Here is a 19314-nt window from a genome sequence, read left to right on the forward strand (position 1 = left end):
GATTATTTATGCTAAATGAACAATTGCCTTCACAGCCTAAACGGTTATTAAGTTATACCCTTATTTTCTTAACCGTTGTCTACCCCTTACATCCCGCTTGGGGAGCAGCCATGACGGCGGCCGATAAAAATACCCAAATCAGCCAACAAAATAACGTCCCGATTATTAATATCGCCACGCCGAATGGGGCGGGGATATCACACAATAAATTCCAACAATTTAATGTGGATAAACAAGGTGCGGTACTCAATAACGCCACCACTAATGTGAATTCCCAAATTGCAGGGCAAATCAAAGCCAATGCCAATTTAAAGGGAAATGCCGCCAATCTGATTATCAACGAAGTTACCAGCAGTAACCGCTCAGAATTACAAGGTAAGTTGGAAGTAGCAGGCAAAGGGGCGAATGTCTTAATTGCTAACCCGAATGGGATTACCTGCAATGGCTGTAGCTTTGTGAATACCCCTGCGATTACCTTAACCACGGGAAAACCTATTCTGGATAACAAGGGGGCTTTATCTGCGGTTGAGGTGAAAAAAGGCAGTGTGGTTATCGGTGCCAATGGCATGAATACCGAAGCGCAAACTTATGCCGATATTATCAGCCGTGCCACCGAATTGAATGGGCAAATCAAAGCCAAGAACCTGACCCTGATGCAAGGCACCAACCGTGTTGATTTTCAAAAAGGCACCGTAACACCGATTGCGGGTGAAGGGGCAAAACCCAGTATTTCCGTAGATACCAAAGCACTGGGTGGAATGTATGTCAATCAAGTGAAATTGGTCAGTACGGAATCAGGGGTTGGGATTAACCTCAGCAATGTGCAAACCAACCAAAATGACCTGACGTTAACCGTCGATGGCAAAATTACCCTTGCAGGCAATATTCAAGGGAAAAAAGACATCAATATCAGCACCAAAAACCTGCACATTAACGCTAATGTCAACGTGAATGCCGCCAAAGACATCACATTGGCCACCAATACTCTTATCAACAATGGTCAAGTTACCGCAGGCAAAGATATGCGTGTCTTTGCTGATTCAATAAGCAATACGGGCAATAGTGCGCTTATTCAAGCACAAGATAATCTGTGGATGCAAAAAAATGCCAAAGGGGATTTGAGTACCTTGATTGAGAATAAGTCAGGGACGATAAAGACCAATACAGGGGATTTAGTTGTTCGGACTAAGAAACTAACAAATACAGCAATGGCATCCCCAATAAAAATTTCCAATATAGATGCGACTACCAGTGACAAAAATGGCACTTATGTATCTTCCTTTTTTGGTACTAGGCAGGGAGTTGTATCAATTATTTCACTCTACCCTCGATTAGAAGATTTTCCCTATAAAAAATGGTTTGGGGAGATGGATTTGATCAACAGTGACAGCATTAATGTTGAACGAAAACAGTATTTGAATTTGGGAAATATTGGGGGTATCGCATCAGGAAAGAATGCCTATATTAATGCAAATGATTTAGTTAGCGACTTTGGAAAAATTGCAGCAAAAAACAATGTGATATTGACAGGACAAAATGCATCAATATCCTCTTTTAACTCAGGCAAGTTAAATCTTTGGTATAAATATGATACATCTAATGCAGATTTAGGAAAATTTGCAGATGAAAGTGATGATGACGGAACTTATGATATTTTTTATGTTAGTGAGCCGGTAGATTTTAAATTAATCGATAAACTTTATTCTTGGGCTCCCGAAGCCTTAAATTATAAAACGATATCTGCTGGAAATAATGTTGTTCTTGATTTTAAAAACGCCATTAATCTTGAAAGTAAACTTCCTAATACTGAAAAGCCCATAGCAAAAATAGTACAAGTAGGTAATGCATCTTTTGCCATTACTGCAAAAAATATTGTCTTAAATTCTAATAATATAAATATTTCTACTAACTTACAGTCTGAAAATGATCTGTCTATTATCGCTGGTCAAAACATCAATATTCATGATGCACAACTGGTTGCAAAACAATCACAAAGCCTAATTGCCAATAACGACCTTAATCTTAAACAAGTCAATTTAACGGCTAAAGACAGCACCTTAATTGCGAAAAATGGCGATCTTCAATACAGTTTAAACCCCGTTTCTGCCTTTAAAGAGAATGTATTATCGCCCCCGGTTCTCAATGCCGCAAATTCGTTACATATCCAAGCGGGTAAAAATATCACTTTTGATAATGCGCAGTTAGCCAAAACGAATAAACTTACCCTCAGTGCCAATGACAATATTGTTATTCATCGCGATGAATCCAATTTCATGAAACTCGCGGTTTCAGAGCCTGTCACCAATATTAATGCGTTACTCACAAAAACAGGAAACTGGGCTAGTTCAGGGGAAATAAACCTCACCGCAGGTAAAAATATTGAAGCGCGTGGCATTGCCTTCAACAGTGGAAAATCACTGACGTTCAATGCAGGCCAAGATATTTTGTTAGGCTCAAAAGCGATTAAAGATGTCGACAATGTATTCAAGACCAATCGCTACCCAGAGCTACGCTCTCAACTCATTGCGAATGGTAATATTACGTTAAATGCGGCTCGCGATATTGATTTGCAATCTGCTAATCTCCAATCCAAAGACAAAACTATTGCACTTTCAGGCCGTGATATTAAATTAACCGCTACCGCTTACTCTGCCATTCCAATCCCCAACGAAGATAACCAAGATGTACGTTATGTCACTTCGACACTTTCTGGTGACAAAGGCATCACACTGGCCTCCAATGGCGCACTCACCGCACAAGGCAGCACAATCAAATCCCTAGGTGATATCACACTCTCAAGCGGAGGGAATGTACGCTTAGAGTCGGTCAAAACGAATTATCGAAAACAGTCAGGGAAAAAATTTGAAGAGTTATATCGCCAAATTGGCACTGAAATTAACAGTGGTAAAACCCTGACCATTTTGTCAGAGGGGAGCATTCTTTTCCAAGCGTCCCGTCTCGTTGCCAAAGGTGCGATGGATATTGCGGCAAAAGGCGGGTATCTCTATGCCCAAGCCATGGAAGAAAGCAGTTACTTCGAAGAATATAAAAAGAAATGCAATAGATGGACACTTTGTATTACGAAAAAGGAAGTGAGAAAAACACGCAGTGATAAAACCAATAAAGTTACTGAGTTTACCGCAGGTGGCGACATTAATTTATTGGCAAAAGATGATGTGACACTAGAAGCCACAAAAATAAATACAGGGAAAAATGCCAAAATTACCAGCCAAACGGGCAAGGTCAATTTTAAAGCTGTCAAAAACTCGCAATTTGAACAGGTGATTACAAATTCAAAAGGGTTTTATATCACTCAACGTAATAAAGGATATGCCTCAGATAAATGGGTTTTACCTGCATTGCATATTGGTGGAAAACTGACTGTTGATGCGAATAAAGGGATTACTGCGGATGTTAAAACCAAAGAAGGACAGTCATTCGAGCAGGCGCTAGCCATATTAAGTCGCACTCCGGGGTATGAGTGGCTCGGGGACGTTAAAAATAACAAAAACATCAATTGGGCTGTTGTAAAAGATGCTTATAGCCAGTGGGATATAAAAACTGAAAGCCTTAATCCAGTCGTAGGTGCTGTGATTGCCATTGCTGTAGCGGCTGCTACTTATGGAACCTCTACAGCCGCCAGTGTTGGTGGACTTGCGAGCTCGACTGCCACAAGCATGGGGGCTTCAGCGACGACAGCGTCAATGGCTTCTGCTGCGGCACAGGCGGGGTTTGCCTCACTTGTTTCTCAAGCGTCTGTCGCATTAGTTGAGAATAAAGGAAACCTGTCAAAAACCTTATCCAGTCTAGGGGAAAGTGATACCGTAAAATCAATTGTGACCAGCATGATTATTGCGGGTTCACTTGAAGGATTTGATATCGCGTTATATGGCAAAGCGACAGATCCGGCCAAAGTGACTTTACCAAAACTCAGTGATGGAAATTGGACTCAAGTCGCACAGCGTGTGGCAGGGCAAAGTGCTATCAGCTCAACCATCGGAACAGCGATCCAAGGTGGGAGCTTTAGTGAAAACTTTAAAACAGCCCTACTCAGTAATGTGGCAGGGCAAATTCAAGCTGAAGGGGCTAACCTGATAGGCGATAAATTCCAGTATTTATATGTAGATAAACAGGGAAATATTCTAGGACATACAGGAAAAGCTCTTAGTCATGCGGGTTTGGCTGCACTAAGTGCAGAAATTAGTGGTGGCAATGTAAAAGGAGCCGTTGTTGGTGCATTAGCCGCTGAATTGGCTGCACTATCTCTTGATAACAAAAGTAAAAATAATTTAAATGCAGATACTCAAATAATCAAGGTGGTTGGGGCTTTATCTGGCGGTATTTATACAGGTGAAGCGAGTGGTGCATACAGTGGTGCTAATGCCGCAGAAAATGTATTTCTTTTTAATCACCATTACCATAATTTTTTTGGAAATACGGGCGATAACTTTTTCGCAAGTGGTTTTGAACTTGAAAAAGTATTAGCGAGTGATAGCAGCCTTACGGAGCAAGAAAAACGTAGTATTCGGAAAAATTATCTTAACGGTGCTGGGGGAGAAGACCCTGTAAAGTTAATATTAGAGCATCTTCCCGTTTCAGATACTATGATGGCATTAGCACAGGCCAAGGATACTAAAGATTACGCAATTGCACTATTAACATCGTTACCATTAGAACGAGCTGTAGCCGTTATGGGGCGATTGATCAAAACAACAGGCACGGCCCTTCAGCGGAAACCATTAAAAGGAGGGGCTGGAGGTAACTGGAATGTCATGAATGAAATCGTTGACCCAACTGTAGTGAAACAGGTGACGCCGACTAGTTGTGGCGCTGCATGTGGGGAAATGATATTAAAAGATCGTAATATTTTCACATCTCAGATTAAATTAGGTACAGAATTAACATCAATGAATTCACTTGCCAATAAACTAAATAAAGTTGATAGCGGTTGGGTTGCTAATAATGTTTCTTCCTCAAGTTTTGAGTCATTAAATCGTACCGGTTCTTGGAGTGCAATGATGTGGGACTCAGGTAATAAAGTTGGTCATTGGGTTGTTGTTAAAGGCGTAGACAATGGAGGTAATGTAATAATCAACGATCCATTTAAAGGAACACGGTACACAATGAAAGTTAACGAATTTAAGGATGCATGGAATGGACATAGTGTCTACAAACCATAATATATTTTTATTATCAATAGATTATGATAATACAACGAAAAATATTAGCTATGGTTTTAGTGTCAATAAAGAAACTAAATTTTTCATGGCAAGTATATTTGAGGCTAAAGGAATAAAAGGTATAAATTATACGGATGAACTCGATAAGTTAATAATGTCTATAATGCCATATAAACCAGAAATATCTAAATTTTTAAGTGAGATAACTTGGGATTATATCGAAGGCAGAAATATATCTCTACCAGCTAATTTAATTTAAAACATGGTTCTACGCTAGAATCATTATTCAAATTTTGTAACAGTCTCCTATTGATAACCTGAGTGAGCTTGATGAGGCTTCCAGTATTTGAATGGGTTTGTTGGATCAGCGAGGCCATTTGAGCAGAAATATACGGTTCATCCACTGTGAGGTGTTTTGACTTGAAGGAGGGTTTATCCGACGAAGCCTTATATGTATTAGCTCAGACCTTACAGTTACCGGTTATTTATAAGGTGTCTGTCAGGTCAAATCTAGTTCAGTTTTTTCTGCCGGGGGGAGGGCGGCCTAGACTGTAATTTAAATTGTGTATTTGCCTGCTTTTGATATGTTAATCCCAACAAAAAAGCACGAGCTATCAAATGACACTACGAGAATTTTTAGAGGGGCCTTGGAATGGAAATGCCGTTTTTAGTCAGTAGTGTATATCTTAATAATATACAATATATTAATGGAAAGGCTTTTTTAACTATATCGATAAACGGTGTTAGTCACGTTTTTATAGCGTATCCTGAAGGGGGGGAGATATCAGTCATGAGATCATCGGATGAACTATCAAAACTATTAATGCACCTATCACAATATGAAAGCTCGATATATAAAAAGATATTCACCTTGGTATGGGATTATGTTAAAGGCAAAGACGTAATACTTCCTGCAAAATTATTATAAGAAATCTGGTAATAACAATCAGTAAGCCCCAATGATAGGGGGTAGATAGCTCTAAGTTCAATAGAATTGAGCAAAAAAGATTGAATTCACAGGCGGCTATAATTTTAGCCGCCTGTGAATTCTTATCGACACTAATACACTTTAGAGTTTATTTAGATCCCAAAACTAAAGGTGTTAGTAATTTTCATCCTCAATAGGAATAATTTATATGAATGAGTCTTTTGATGAATTAAATCATTTATTGTTTGGATTACCTTATAATTATGAGGATAAAAACAATTATGACCATCAAGATTGGGTCATCAAAACTTATTTTGACCGGATGTATAATGATCACCGTTTCTTAGATGTTGTAGACCACATAGTTCAAAAGATAGGCTATAGTGCTGATGGTGCATATTGTCATTTTGCTTGTGAGTATGATGGATTTTTAGATGATATGATTTTTAAAGAGGGTGTTTTTTTTGCAATAGGTTATCCTCCAGAAAAAGATGATGAAATAGTCGTCAGTGAAGAAACTTGCTTCTACTATGTCAGATTAGCTTGTGAAAAATATTTAAAGGTTCATCCTGAAGACTTAGCTAGCGTAAGTAATTTATTATCAAAAATGCAAATGTTATAAAATAGGATTCTATTGTATTAATAGATAATTGAATAAAAACAGGCGGCTATAATTTTAGCCGCCTGTGAATTTTTATCGACGCATTCGAGATAATACGTCGATGCTAGGCTACTTACCCAATAAGTGTAAAAAGTGAATATGTTTTTCGTACTGATCAAGAATATCGTGGATGATCTGCTCTTTTGTCCAGCCCATCACATCGTAGTCTTGCCCACCTTCTTTTAAGTGAATTTCAGCGCGGTAGTAGCGTTGTTCTTCACTCTTTTCATCATCACTTTCTGTGCCCATACCCGCTAAGGCAAATGACGGTTGAATATAGTAACGGAGGCGAACTTCATAGAAAAAGTTCATATCGTCGCCTAAGTCCACTTCAAAACCAAAGAAGGACAGTCATTCGAGCAGGCATTTCGCACTCCGGGGTTTGCCTCACTCGTTTCTCAAGGGTCTGTCGCGTTAGTCGAGAGCAAAGGAAACCTGTCAAAAACCTTATCTAGCCTAGGGAAAAGTGATACTGCAAAATCAATTGTTGCCAGTATGATTATTGCGGGTTCACTTGAAGGGTTTGATATTGCGTTATATGGCAAAGTCACTGATCCCGCCAAAGTGACCTTACCAAAGCTCAGTGACGGGAATTGGACTCAAGTCGCGCAGCGTGTGGCAGGGCAAATTCAAGCCGAAGGGGCTAACCTGATAGGCGACAAGTTCCAGTATTTATATGTAGATAAACAGGGAAAAATCATCGGTCATGCAGGAAAGACACTTAGCCATATGGCATTGGCAGGATTGAGTGCCGAAATATCTGGGGCTAATGTCAAAGGCGCCGTTGTTGGTGCGTTAGCGGCAGAGTTAGCTGCAATAACATTGAACAGTAAATTGTTTGAGCCCAAATATATCAATGAGCAAGAAAGACAACTCGCATTGCTACAAGATGCTATCAAGGGTAATGACGCCAAAACTCAATTCACTAAAGTATTAGGTGGATTTGCAGGGGCATTAATTACCCATAAGCCAGAAGGCGCTTTTTCTGCCGCTAATTCTGCCGAGTTGGTATATACGTATAATTATACAGAGCATCAGTTACAGCAAATCATTATAGAGAACAATCTGGATATGATGGCGGCGGCTAAAGGAGATAAAGCTGCTGCACAAAGAGTTGCCGCAAGAGAACAAGCTGCAGGAGTGGTGGGCTTAGTTGCCGTTGGGGGGGTTGTCATCATACTCGGAGGTGAAATAGTTGTTGCAGCAACTCCAGAAATTGCGGAAGGGCTAAAATTAGGCTTCGCTGGATGTAAAGCCAGCGTCAGTTTTTGCGCTACTAAGCTAGGCTTAGTAGCGGCCGATATAGCCGCACCTGAAGCTGCTATATCGACAGCCGCAATTGGGGGAGCTGGCATTAAGGTTGTAGCAAACTCTGAGGAGGCCCTTAAATCATTAAAAAATGCAATACCAACTACCTCAAAAGAGTTATTAACATCTGGTAAGCTTAATATCTCAAAATTAACCCCCATCATAGAAAAAGAGCAGTTGCATGCCTCTGCGACTAACAAATTGGTTGAGGAAATTAATAAATTAAATTCTAAATCACAAGCCGAGAAGTTTGCAGTTGGGATTGGTGCTTATGATCCTTCTACAGGGAAAACAGCATTTGGATTTAGTAATGGTAAAGTCAGCGCGGAAGCTTTAGATGATAGAACAGTTCTTTATCTTAAAAAGCAACTTGGTGTTGAAATAGGTGAGTACACTAAACTCTGTAACAATTCTGTTGGTGCTTGTGCTGAAGTATCAGCTGCTGATAAATTAATAAGGGAAGGAGTTAAACCGGAAAATATTAAATTTACTCAACCAGTTAGGCCAAGGATTGTTTGGGAAGATTCGAAAATCAATGAGGCAGCTTTAGTGGATACATGCAAAAATTGTCAAGCTACATGGCCAACAGGAGCACATAAATGAGTACATTAGCAAATGACTGGAAACCAAGTTTTGGAACTATCTATACTTGGTTTGCTATGGATAAAAATGGAAAAATCGCGGTTGTGGTTAACAATAATTGGGGATGGTTACCTAATGCACTTCTCTCTTTGGAAAATTTTGAAGAATTGCTTGATCAATTGAATGAATATAAATGGGAAGAGTCTGCCATATTTGTAGATTACCCCGAAGATAAAAAAGGCTCGGTTATTTTAGACTTGTATTCTCATTATTTTTTTCGTTTCTTAAACACAAAGTCTGAAGTTGAGAAATACTTAAAAGATAAATTTGATAGATTAAAAGCTTGTTCGGATTATAACTTACCATTAAATAAAGGTTTTTTTATTTATCAAGCTATAGAAGGCAATAACCCTGGAGATGATTATCCTGTCGGCTATGAAGGTGAAACTAAGATGGGGGATTATTTTCGTTATTTGATGCCGACTATTTATGCTTCAATTGAAGACTTTCCTGAGGAATTGCGCCATGGAATTGCGGTATCTGATACCATTGATTTCACTGTAGACCAGTTATTTGATAACGACAAAATTAGTGAGTATTTTCCTCGTATGTACCATGGTTAAGATTATGGGCTATACGAAAAAATAAAACATGGCGAAAGTTTGGAATGTATCATAAATAACCGCCATCTTTATATAAAGATGGCGGTTATTACTGTATAAACTTCAGTCTTTAATGTTCACTCCCACTCTTTTTGGCTTACTTACCCAATAAGTGTAAGAAATGAATATGTTTTTCATACTGATCAAGAATATCGTGGATGATTTGCTCTTTTGCCCAGCCCATCACATCGTAGTCTTGCCCACCTTCTTTTAAGTGAATTTCAGCGCGATAGTAGCGTTGTTCTTCGCTTTTTTCTTCATCTGTTTCAGTACCCATACCCGATAACGCAAATGACGGTTGAATATAGTAACGAAGGCGAACTTCGTATAAAAAATTCATATCTTCGCCTAAATCCACTTCAAAGCTAAATTACCAGTCCTTCCCACATGATTTAAATAACAGAGCAGTCGGTTTCTATATCACAATCAGCAACAGCAGCAATAATGCGAGACTCAAGTTGCGTTTTAAACTCATCGCAAATGGCAATATCACGTTAAATGCAGCCCGTGATATTGACTTGCAGTCGGCTAACCTTCAGTCCAAAGACAAAATTATTGCACTTTCTGGCCGTGATCTTAAATTAACCGCTACCGCTTACTCTGCCATTCCCAACCCCAATGAAGATAACCAAGATGTACGTTATGTGACCTCGACACTTTCCGGTGACAAAGGCGTCACACTGGCCTCCAATGGCGCCTTAACCACACAAGGTAGCACCATAAAATCACTGGGTGACATTACGATTTCCAGTGGCGGTAATGTGCGCTTAGAGTCTGTTAAAACCCATTATCGTAAACAAGAAGGTAAGCGTTTAGAGGATTTATATCGCCAAATTGGCACTGAAATTAACAGTGGTAAAACCCTGACCATTTTGTCAGAGGGGAGCATTCTTTTCCAAGCGTCTCGTCTCGTTGCCAAAGGTGCGATGGATATTGCGGCAAAAGGCGGGTATCTCTACGCCCAAGCCATGGAAGAAAGCAGTTACTTCGAAGAGTATAAAAAGAAATGCAATAGATGGACGCTTTGTATTACGAAAAAGGAAGTGAGAAAAACACGCAGTGATAAAACCAATAAAGTCACTGAGTTTACTGCTGGTGGCGATATTAATCTGTATGCCAAGGATGATGTCACATTAGAAGCGACCAAAATTAATGCGGGCAAGAATGCCAAAATCACCAGCCAAACGGGTAAGGTGAATTTTAAAGCGGTCAAAAATTCGCAATTTGAACAGGTGATTACAAATTCTAACGGTTTTTATATCACCCAACGTAATAAAGGCTATACCTCAGATAAATGGGTTTTACCTGCATTGCATATTGGTGGAAAACTAACAGTTGATGCGAATAAAGGGATCACTGCGGATGTTAAATCGAAAAATGGTCAGAGCTTAGAAAATGCCTTAGAGGCTCTTGGTAAAACAGAAGGTACACAGTGGCTTGCAGGCTTAAAAGACCGTGAAGATGTTCAGTGGAACTTAGTTAAAGACGCCTATGACAGTTGGGATTATAAAAGCCAGAGTTTAAACCCGGTTGCTGCTGCGCTGATTATGATAACTGTTGCAGCGATGACGTCAGGTACAGCAACAAAATTTGCGGCTTGGGCCGCGTCGGGGAGTAGTGGTACGAGTGCTGCAGTGATATCAGGCGCGGCTTACTCTGGTATGACAGCTCTTTCAACACAAGCAGCGATCGCACTGGCTGAAAACCAAGGAAACCTATCCAAAGCGCTTAATTCACTAGGTAAAAGCGAAACAGTTAAATCTATTGTTGCTCAAATGGTGATCTCCGGGGCGCTTAATGGTTTAGATGTCAAAATGGGATGGACAAAAGGGAATCCGGGGAATGCTAAGTTACCTTTATTAAGTAATGGGGATTGGAATAAGGTTGCTCAGCGTGTTGCCGCGCAATCTGTGATTAGTTCAACCGTGAATACCACGATCCAAGGTGGCAGCTTCACCGATAACTTCAAGAATGCCTTACTCAGTAATATCGGGAGTCAAATTAATGCCGAAGGTGCCAAGCTGATTGGAGATAAAGGGGACATCTTAGGTCATTCAGGCAAGCTTTTAGGTCACACTGTAGTTTCGGGGATTAGCGCTGAAATTGCAGGTGGAAATGCCAAAGGAGCTATAGTTGGTAGTCTTGCTGTTCAGTTAGCAGGGATCACACTAAACAACAATTTAATCAATGAAAAAGAATGGCAAAAAGATTCCGAGAAATACGCTCAATTATCCCGCGTGTTGGGGGGATTTGCGGGTGCTATATTCACAGGTAATGCCGGAGGGGTCTACAGTGGTGCGGACTCGGGAGAAAGTACCTTCAGGTTTAATCACTTACTTCATGAACTTGCAATGGATTTTGATAATGAAATGCAAAAGTGTGCTGGTAATACAAACTGCGAAGCTACACAAATAAAAAAATATGCTATGTTCAGCTTAATAAACAGTGGCAATTTAGATGTAGAAATAACTAATAACCCATTAGTTACACAAGATATCACTAAAACGAGAATATCAAATGCATTTGATTTAGCTAAAAGGCCTTACTGGGCTAGTTATCTAGGTTTTGATGTCATGCAAAATGACCTAGCAAAACAATACTTAATGTATTGGAACTCACAAGACTTAAATAAAATAAACGCAAAAACACCGGGTTGGACAAAAGCAGCAGTATTAATATCAGATCCTGAAATACAAGCCTCAGTTATTTCATTAGGTTGGATAGGAAAACAACTTATACAAAAGAGTGTATTTACAGTGTCAAAACTAGGCTCTGATGAAATAACATTAATGATAAAAAGTACACAAACGGGCCTTAAAAATCCTAGTCAAATAGATCAAATGAAAATAGATATGCTCAGCAATAACTATAGATTCACTGCACCAGAAGGTATTATTGCTGGATACGTCGATAAAAAAGGTATTCATTATATATCAGAAGGCAATCATAGAATGGTAGCAGCTAAAGAAATATATGTTAAAACAGGTGACTCGCAGTATATTAATAAATTGATTGAAAATGGTAGATGGACTGTAGTTGAATCTGCTCCTGCTGGAGCAAAACCATTACCATCTAGAAACTAATAGGGTAATATCATGACAAAAAATGAAATATATGTAGACATGTTATTTTGGATCCTTCCATACATAAGAAATATTCAATCTCAGGATAAAAAAATAAAATCTAAGGATTTATCATGTTATTATGAATCTGAGCTAATACATAACTTACCAAATAAAATTCTAACGAATGAGTTCACTAGTAGTGATATATCATTTTTAAACTACCAAGCTAAATACTATTATGAAAATTGCACTCCGAAAATCAGTGTGCTTTACTCAAAAAATATAGAATATATTAAAATGTTATTTATTTTAGTACCTGATGAGTTAAAAGATCAACTAACTTGGTCAGGTCCACAAAATAATTCTATAGTTAATCAAGAAACGAATTAGCGTAAAATTTAATAGTTATTCATTCATTGTGGCGTTAATTTAAATATCCTAAATATTATATGGAGAGTGTAGTGGTACAGTGAACTTAACTAGTTAAAAATAAGTCTAATATATTGTTTTTAATGAATTTTAACTCCTTGTATCCATGATGGGTTCCGGTGTGGAACCTATAATGGGGAGCAGACCCCGAAAATCAACTTCTTCTTGTGAGTGGTAGATATTTAGCAAAACGATTAACTGATTTTACTATTAATTACTTTAGTCGAAATTCGTCTATAAAAACAATATCAACCTCAGAGATTGGAATGAAATGGTATTTACAAGTAGAGGGTAATACTCAAGAAATATTATGTGAAGATACGATCGCTAAAATCTTACCAGACTTAGCTAGCGTAAGTAATTTATTATCAAAAATGCAAATGTCATAAAATAGGATTCTATCGCATTAATAGACAATTGAATAAACACAGGCGGCTATAATTTTAGCCGCCTGTGAATTCTTATTCGACACATTTTAGGTAATGTTTCTTTTTTGGGACTACTTACCCAGTAAGTGCAAGAAATGAATATGTTTTTCATATTGGTCTAGGATATCGTGAATGATCTGCTCTTTTTCCCAGCCCATCACGTTATAATCTTGCCCACCTTCTTTTAAGTGAATTTCAGCACGATAGTAGCGTTGCTCTTCGCTCTTTTCTTCATCACTTTCTGTCCCCATACCCGATAACGCAAATGATGGTTGAATATAGTAACGAAGGCGAACTTCGTATAAAAAGTTCATATCGTCGCCTAAATCGACTTCAAAGCTAAATTACCAGTCCTTCCCACATGATTTAAATAACAGAGCAGTCGGTTTCTATATCACAATCAGCAACAGCGGCAATAATGCGAGGCTCAAGTTGCGTTTTAAACTCATCGCAAATGGTAATATTACGTTAAATGCGGCCCGTGATATTGACTTGCAGTCGGCTAACCTTCAATCCACAGACAAAATTATTGCACTTTCAGGCCGTGATATTAAACTATCCTCAATTGCCGCCTTGCTAGAGCTCGAATTATTTTGAATACCAATTTGTTTTCGTCATATTTCGCATTGTGACATTGTGACATTGTGACATTGTGACATTGTGACATTGTGACATTGTTACTGGCACTGGCGTGCGGATATACTTAATCGTTATGCAGCCATTTTGGTAGGCAGGCGTTGGTCTATTGCATCTTGAATCACATTTAGCCGTTTCACATCTTCCAATGTAAAAAATTCGCCCTATAAGCCGCCCATGTGAGCCCCATAATGGTGAGCTTACGTGAAGGACATCTTAACTTAGCTCAGAGCTGACATTACTAAATTGGAGCCACAGCGTTGGATAGCTTTAGCACCTTTATGTTAAACTCAGACATTAATTACTCTTTTTCTATGAAGTTTTTATTTAAGAAATCAATGCGCTTTTGGATATCTTCATAACCTAGTTGATAAGCTCTTTGATATAATTCGACAGCTTTTTCATAATTTTGGGGTACACCGAGTCCTTCCTCATACATTAATCCAAGATTTACCAATCCACTAAATTCATCTTTGCTAGCTGATTTTTGATAAAGTTCAACCGCTTTATTGATATCGCGTTTTACGCCAAAACCATATTTATATAATAATCCCATAGAGTTCATAGCCACAGGATCACCTTTTTTTATGGCAATTTCATAACATTTTATTGCTTCATCATATTTTTCTAAATTTCCATACAACATACCTAGCCGTGTAATCGCGTAATCATTACCTGATTGTATCGATTCCTTATACCACTTCTCAGCCAACTCCGTATTTTTTTCTCCTCCAAGACCATCACTATATAAATCTCCCAGACTCATCATGGCATAACTGGAATTATGTTCTTTAATGGCTATTTCATACATTTCTTTTGCTTTAACATAATCATGATTTAATTCATATAACATTCCTAAATTATTGTTTGCTGAGGATGAACCTAATTTTGCAGCTTTTAGATAAAGCTCAATAGCCTCTTCTTTTTTTCCTTGATCTTCTTTGAGCATAGCTAACAGATTAGTCCCTCTCGCACTGTTTTTATCCGCAAGTTGCTGATAAATTTCTTCTGCCTTTTCGAGATTTTTTTTCACACCAGTGCCCGTTTCATAAAAACGCCCCACCATAACTAAGGCATCGTCATCCCCTTTTTGAGCCAAGGTCTCACAGGCTACAAAGTTCATTTCTTCGGGGATGCATTTAACCTCGGATTCAGCATGAGCCAATACAGGGTTGCATAAGACTAAGAATAAGGTGACGACTACGAATTTATTGTTTAACATAACCAAAATTTACCTACAAATGGACTTATTAATGGCTAATTTAATCTATCTCACATTAGAAGGGAAACAACAAGGGTTGATATCACGTGGTTGTGGAACTCTGGATTCAATCGGAAACCGTTTTCAAATAGGGAAAGAAGACTCGATTTTTGTCACCGAATTAAACTTTTCCGTATCTCGAGCTCAAAACTTGTCGCATCAACCCGTAGAATTCACCAAACTGATAGATAAATCATCGCCGTTATTGTTAATTGCCGTTTCAAATAATGAAATCCTCAATCTGGTTTTCGATTACTATCGCACAGCTCAAAATGGCGGAATTGAAAAATATTTCACGGTAAAATTAAACGAGGCCTCTATTGTTGACTACTCACACCAATGTCCAAACAATATTTTACGTAATGATATTGAGCCTGAAGAGCGGCTGACGATTCGATATCGTGATATTACAACCGCTCAAATAATGGCGGGCACATCGGGCTACAGTATCTCCGATGATAGCGTCTTTTAATTTTTATACTTGTTGATTAAATGGCGAATTTCAGCAACAAAAGCATCATCACTCGCGGCATTGCTTGGGCTAGCTGCCAATGTGATTAACGGGCTTAATTCCTCTTCAACAAAATAATATGCCATGGTGATTTGACTCTTATCCATTGCGTCATAGACGGCGCGATTTTTATTTTTTAGCCTTCTGGCCGCTTCAGACATTTTCTCAATCGTTCCATAACTGTATATAATCGTTGCCACGATAACGGCTCGACTTATCACCTTCTTAGGACCGCCGAACGGTTTAAAAAAAGATCGATGCTTTGAAACAATCGCGGCAACAATCCGAGTGATTATCGCGGTGACAATAAAATTACGAATTTTCGATTCGGTCATAACTTCAGCGCCAACGCCGATAGCAAAATTTTTAACTCCTACATCTATGTCCCGTTTGACATTAAATCTATCTTCAAAGTTAATTATTTGATTTTGATTAGATTGCGTCTTTACCATTTGAATATAATCAGATAATTTTTGTTTTCGCGTTGGTGGCATTTGGTTAACGATTGAGTCAATAATAATATTGACGACCTCAGAAAGATTCTCATAGGGGTCATTAATAAATCGTAATAAATAAATCGCCTCAATATTTTCTTGCATGACTCGAGGATTTCTAGAAATTCGAGATTTAAGCAGAAAGTTCATTCCCATCAACGGAGGGGGCAAAACACCAAGATACGCAGCGGTATCTTCTATTCTTTTGACACCCTTAGCGGATGTCACACCGAAATCTTCGACTCTTTTCACCCAGGGATTATTTAACGCATTATCAACAGTTGGGGGATTACCTTCACACCGATAATAAATCGATTCATCTAATCCTGTCGGGGGTAAGCAATCTTTTGAACGATTATGTGCATTCTGAAGCTCACGTTTTATTTTTTCAAAGATAGCGAACCGTTTTTTTTGGGCTTTATTTGCATCGATGATTTGACCGTTATGACAGTAAAACCACTCTAAATCCCCACACTGCATACAATTTCTTACCTTATCCTTAAGTCAAACTTAAATCATAAATGAAAGAGAATTAAATGGATACATTTAACTTCGTGTTCATTGATTATCATAAGGCCTATTATGTTAAACAGGCGAACTTAGTGTCTAAAACACCCGTTAGACATCATAAAACCGCCTCAGCGCGTTTTTAGCAACACTGGGATTGAATGCGAAAACACACTGAAATCGTAGAAAAACATAAACCTGTTTTGTGGTGATTAACGATTTAACCAACCAAGTCAACGCGGATGGTAACCGAATCAATTAGGAAAAAGACATTTTGTCATGTCTGTCTATTTGAGGGATAAAACTTTCTTCTACTATGTCAGATTAGCTTGTGAAAAATATTTAAAAGTTCATCCTGAAGACTTAGCTAGCGTCAGTAATTTATTATCAAAAATGCAAATGTCATAAAATAGGATTCTATCGCATTAATAGATAATTGAATAAACACAGGCGGCTATAATTTTAGCCGCCTGTGAATTCTTATTCGACACATTTTAGGTGATGCTTCTTTTTTGGACTACTTGCCTAATAAGTGTAAGAAATGAATGTGTTTTTCATATTGGTCTAGGATATCGTGAATGATCTGCTCTTTTGCCCAGCCCATCACGTCATAATCTTGCCCACCTTCTTTTAAGTGAATTTCAGCGCGATAGTAGCGTTGTTCTTCGCTCTTTTCTTCATCTGTTTCAGTCCCCATACCCGATAACGCAAATGATGGTTGAATATAGTAACGAAGGCGAACTTCGTATAAAAAGTTCATATCGTCGCCTAAATCGACCTCAAAACCTATTCGGTCATCTTTATCGGTATGGATATGGCATACCGTACCTTGCTTAGCCAGTTCTTCAGAGACCATTTCCATCGATGGTTTCACAGATTCTTCCATAAAGCGTTTAACATGTGCACGTTTAGGGAAATAGACAATGTTACGTAAACGTCGTTGCCATGGAATAGGGTTACGGCTCGCTGTAGGAGCAATCGTTGCTAATTGCTGGCTATCGCGTTTATAGGCATCAACGCGTAACGCTTTAAATAACCCATAAATAGAAATTAATAGTACGATTGCAAATGGAAGTGCGCTAGCAATAGTCAGTGTTTGCAAGGCTTGCAATCCACCGGCTAATAACATTGTAATGGCAACAACACCCATTAAACCTGCCCAAAAGATACGTTGCCAAACTGGCGTGTTGGAATCGCCGCCAGAGGCTAGTGTATCAACAACCATTGCACCTGAGTCAGCTGAGGTCACAAAGAATACGATAACCATCAACATAGCAAAAAAAGATAAAACTGATGAGAACGGGAAATAATTAAGGAATTCAAACAAAGCGAGAGACACGTCTGCTTGAACGGTTTCAGCTAATAGTGTTGCACCTTTATTTTTAATTAGATCAATCGCTGTGTTACCGAAGAATGTCATCCACATCAATGTGAAACCTGCGGGGACAAATAGTACTCCCATAACAAATTCACGAATGCTACGGCCGCGAGAGATACGGGCAATAAACATACCGACAAATGGCGACCAGGATAACCACCATCCCCAGTACAGTAGCGTCCAACCACCTAACCAACTGCTTGATTTGGGTTCATAGGCGTAAAGATTAAACGTTTTACTAACTATTTCAGATAAATAACCGCCCGTATTTTCTACAAAAGATTTTAATAGTAATACAGTAGGACCTAAAATAACCACAAGGAGTAATAATAGAAATGCTAAGCCAAGGTTTAGCTCGGATAAAATACGGATCCCTTTATCTAATCCTGAGACGACAGAAATAGTCGCTAAACCAGTAAAAGCAATAATTAACCCGACTTGTACCATTTCATTAACGGGTAAACCAAATAAATGGTTCATCCCAGCATTGACCTGTAATACGCCAAACCCTAATGAGGTCGCGACACCAAATACGGTACCAACAACAGCAAACACATCAACTGCATGGCCAATAGGGCCATAAATACGCTCCCCTATAATAGGATACAGAGCGGAACGTAAGGTCAGCGGGAGGCCATGACGATAACTAAAAAATGCTAAAATTAATGCGACAATGGCATAGATAGCCCAAGCATGTAACCCCCAATGGAAGAAAGTTAAACGCATCGCTTCTTTAGCAGCTTCAACGGTTTGTGGTTCACCGACTGGCGGATTGAGGTAATGCATTACAGGTTCAGCTACCCCAAAAAACATGAGCCCAATTCCCATACCAGCGGAGAAAAGCATAGCAAACCATGACACATAGCTAAAATTAGGTTGGGCATGGTCTGGCCCCAATTTTATTTGCCCATAACGAGAGAGTCCCAGATAAGTCACACTCAGAAGAACAATAGCGACAGCAAGAATGTAGAACCAGCTAGCGTTATTAAATAAATTTTGTTGAAGATGACTTAGATGAGATTCTGCGACTTTTGGCATTAAAGCGGCAAAGCCGACAATAACCAGAATAATGATGGCAGAGCTATAAAACACAGGGGGACTTATTTTAGAACGAATTTTTTTAGAATCAGTATCAATTTGACTCATAACAACCTTCTTTTGTTTTATTTTATTTTTGGCATACCGATATCGACAAAGTATGCAGCGAGCTGTCCTTCTTTATGAAACAGTGAATAATGATGAAAAAGTTCCCTAAGGAAACGAAATAGAAAGAACAATAATATG

General features: G+C 38.7%; 13 protein-coding genes and 4 pseudogenes. 11 read left to right on the forward strand and 6 right to left on the reverse strand.

The window, feature by feature from the left end:
- Positions 1 to 8: 8 nt before the first annotated feature.
- The 4 genes from P3L44_RS03980 to cdiI (P3L44_RS03995) all read left to right on the forward strand — a co-directional run bounded on the left by P3L44_RS03980 (position 9) and on the right by cdiI (P3L44_RS03995) (position 6730).
- Positions 9 to 5180 carry a DUF637 domain-containing protein gene (locus tag P3L44_RS03980; protein WP_272661650.1) on the forward strand — a complete coding sequence of 1724 codons (5172 nt, stop codon included), beginning with the start codon at positions 9 to 11 and terminating at the stop codon, positions 5178 to 5180.
- Positions 5164 to 5439 carry a hypothetical protein gene (locus P3L44_RS03985; protein WP_407072567.1) on the forward strand — a complete coding sequence of 92 codons (276 nt, stop codon included), beginning with the start codon at positions 5164 to 5166 and terminating at the stop codon, positions 5437 to 5439. The genes P3L44_RS03980 and P3L44_RS03985 overlap by 17 nt, the downstream gene beginning before the upstream one ends.
- A gap of 393 nt (positions 5440 to 5832) precedes the next feature.
- The gene (locus tag P3L44_RS03990; RefSeq protein ID WP_096864821.1) at positions 5833 to 6108 is read left to right on the forward strand and encodes a hypothetical protein; all 276 of its coding nucleotides are present in this window, start codon (positions 5833 to 5835) and stop codon (positions 6106 to 6108) included.
- A gap of 208 nt (positions 6109 to 6316) precedes the next feature.
- A complete protein-coding gene (gene cdiI, locus P3L44_RS03995; protein WP_162598835.1) occupies positions 6317 to 6730 on the forward strand; it encodes a ribonuclease toxin immunity protein CdiI in 414 nt (137 codons plus the stop codon).
- A gap of 108 nt (positions 6731 to 6838) precedes the next feature.
- Here the strand turns inward: cdiI (P3L44_RS03995) and P3L44_RS04000 are convergent.
- Positions 6839 to 7105: pseudogene (locus tag P3L44_RS04000) on the reverse strand (choline transporter); the annotation flags it as partial.
- A gap of 54 nt (positions 7106 to 7159) precedes the next feature.
- Between P3L44_RS04000 and P3L44_RS04005 the strand changes: the two are divergent.
- Together P3L44_RS04005 and P3L44_RS04010 are read left to right on the forward strand one after the other, a co-directional pair.
- Positions 7160 to 8680, forward strand: a pseudogene (locus tag P3L44_RS04005) (DUF637 domain-containing protein); the annotation flags it as partial.
- Positions 8677 to 9282 (forward strand): hypothetical protein, encoded by a 606-nt coding sequence (locus P3L44_RS04010; RefSeq protein ID WP_272661649.1) that lies wholly within the window; start codon positions 8677 to 8679, stop codon positions 9280 to 9282. The pseudogene P3L44_RS04005 and the gene P3L44_RS04010, both read left to right, overlap by 4 nt.
- A gap of 136 nt (positions 9283 to 9418) precedes the next feature.
- Here the strand turns inward: P3L44_RS04010 and P3L44_RS04015 are convergent.
- A pseudogene (locus P3L44_RS04015) lies at positions 9419 to 9685 on the reverse strand (choline transporter); the annotation flags it as partial.
- A gap of 94 nt (positions 9686 to 9779) precedes the next feature.
- Between P3L44_RS04015 and P3L44_RS04020 the strand changes: the two are divergent.
- A complete protein-coding gene (locus tag P3L44_RS04020) occupies positions 9780 to 12404 on the forward strand; it encodes a DUF637 domain-containing protein (protein ID WP_272661648.1) in 2625 nt (874 codons plus the stop codon).
- 12 nt (positions 12405 to 12416) lie between these two features.
- Positions 12417 to 12776: a hypothetical protein gene (locus tag P3L44_RS04025; protein WP_004905285.1), complete on the forward strand. Its 360-nt coding sequence runs from the start codon at positions 12417 to 12419 to the stop codon at positions 12774 to 12776.
- Between the two features lie 538 nt (positions 12777 to 13314).
- Here the strand turns inward: P3L44_RS04025 and P3L44_RS04030 are convergent.
- Positions 13315 to 13581: pseudogene (locus P3L44_RS04030) on the reverse strand (choline transporter); the annotation flags it as partial.
- 94 nt (positions 13582 to 13675) lie between these two features.
- Between P3L44_RS04030 and P3L44_RS04035 the strand changes: the two are divergent.
- Positions 13676 to 13840, forward strand: coding sequence for a hypothetical protein (locus tag P3L44_RS04035; RefSeq protein WP_180359522.1), 165 nt, complete (start codon positions 13676 to 13678; stop codon positions 13838 to 13840).
- A 340-nt stretch (positions 13841 to 14180) separates the two neighbouring features.
- Here P3L44_RS04035 and P3L44_RS04040 read toward each other — a convergent pair whose 3' ends face one another.
- Positions 14181 to 15101, reverse strand: a complete 921-nt coding sequence (locus tag P3L44_RS04040) for a tetratricopeptide repeat protein (RefSeq protein WP_140172141.1) — start codon at positions 15099 to 15101, stop codon at positions 14181 to 14183.
- Positions 15102 to 15132: 31 nt separating this feature from the next.
- Here P3L44_RS04040 and P3L44_RS04045 point away from each other — a divergent pair, with 31 nt between their 5' ends.
- Positions 15133 to 15612 (forward strand): Hcp family type VI secretion system effector, encoded by a 480-nt coding sequence (locus tag P3L44_RS04045; protein WP_125895269.1) that lies wholly within the window; start codon positions 15133 to 15135, stop codon positions 15610 to 15612.
- Here P3L44_RS04045 and P3L44_RS04050 read toward each other — a convergent pair.
- Positions 15609 to 16625, reverse strand: a complete 1017-nt coding sequence (locus tag P3L44_RS04050) for a hypothetical protein (RefSeq protein ID WP_140172142.1) — start codon at positions 16623 to 16625, stop codon at positions 15609 to 15611. The genes P3L44_RS04045 and P3L44_RS04050 overlap by 4 nt on opposite strands.
- 306 nt (positions 16626 to 16931) lie before the next feature.
- Here P3L44_RS04050 and cdiI (P3L44_RS22090) point away from each other — a divergent pair, with 306 nt between their 5' ends.
- On the forward strand, positions 16932 to 17060 hold the full coding sequence (gene cdiI / locus P3L44_RS22090) for a ribonuclease toxin immunity protein CdiI (protein WP_410480046.1): 129 nt from the start codon (positions 16932 to 16934) through the stop codon (positions 17058 to 17060).
- Between the two features lie 109 nt (positions 17061 to 17169).
- Here cdiI (P3L44_RS22090) and P3L44_RS04055 read toward each other — a convergent pair whose 3' ends face one another.
- Entirely contained in the window at positions 17170 to 19176 is a 2007-nt protein-coding gene (locus P3L44_RS04055; RefSeq protein WP_125893718.1) for a BCCT family transporter, read from the reverse strand.
- Between the last annotated feature and the right edge of the window lie 138 nt (positions 19177 to 19314).

Source organism: Providencia sp. PROV175 (assembly GCF_032707045.1).
Classification (GTDB): domain Bacteria; phylum Pseudomonadota; class Gammaproteobacteria; order Enterobacterales; family Enterobacteriaceae; genus Providencia; species Providencia hangzhouensis.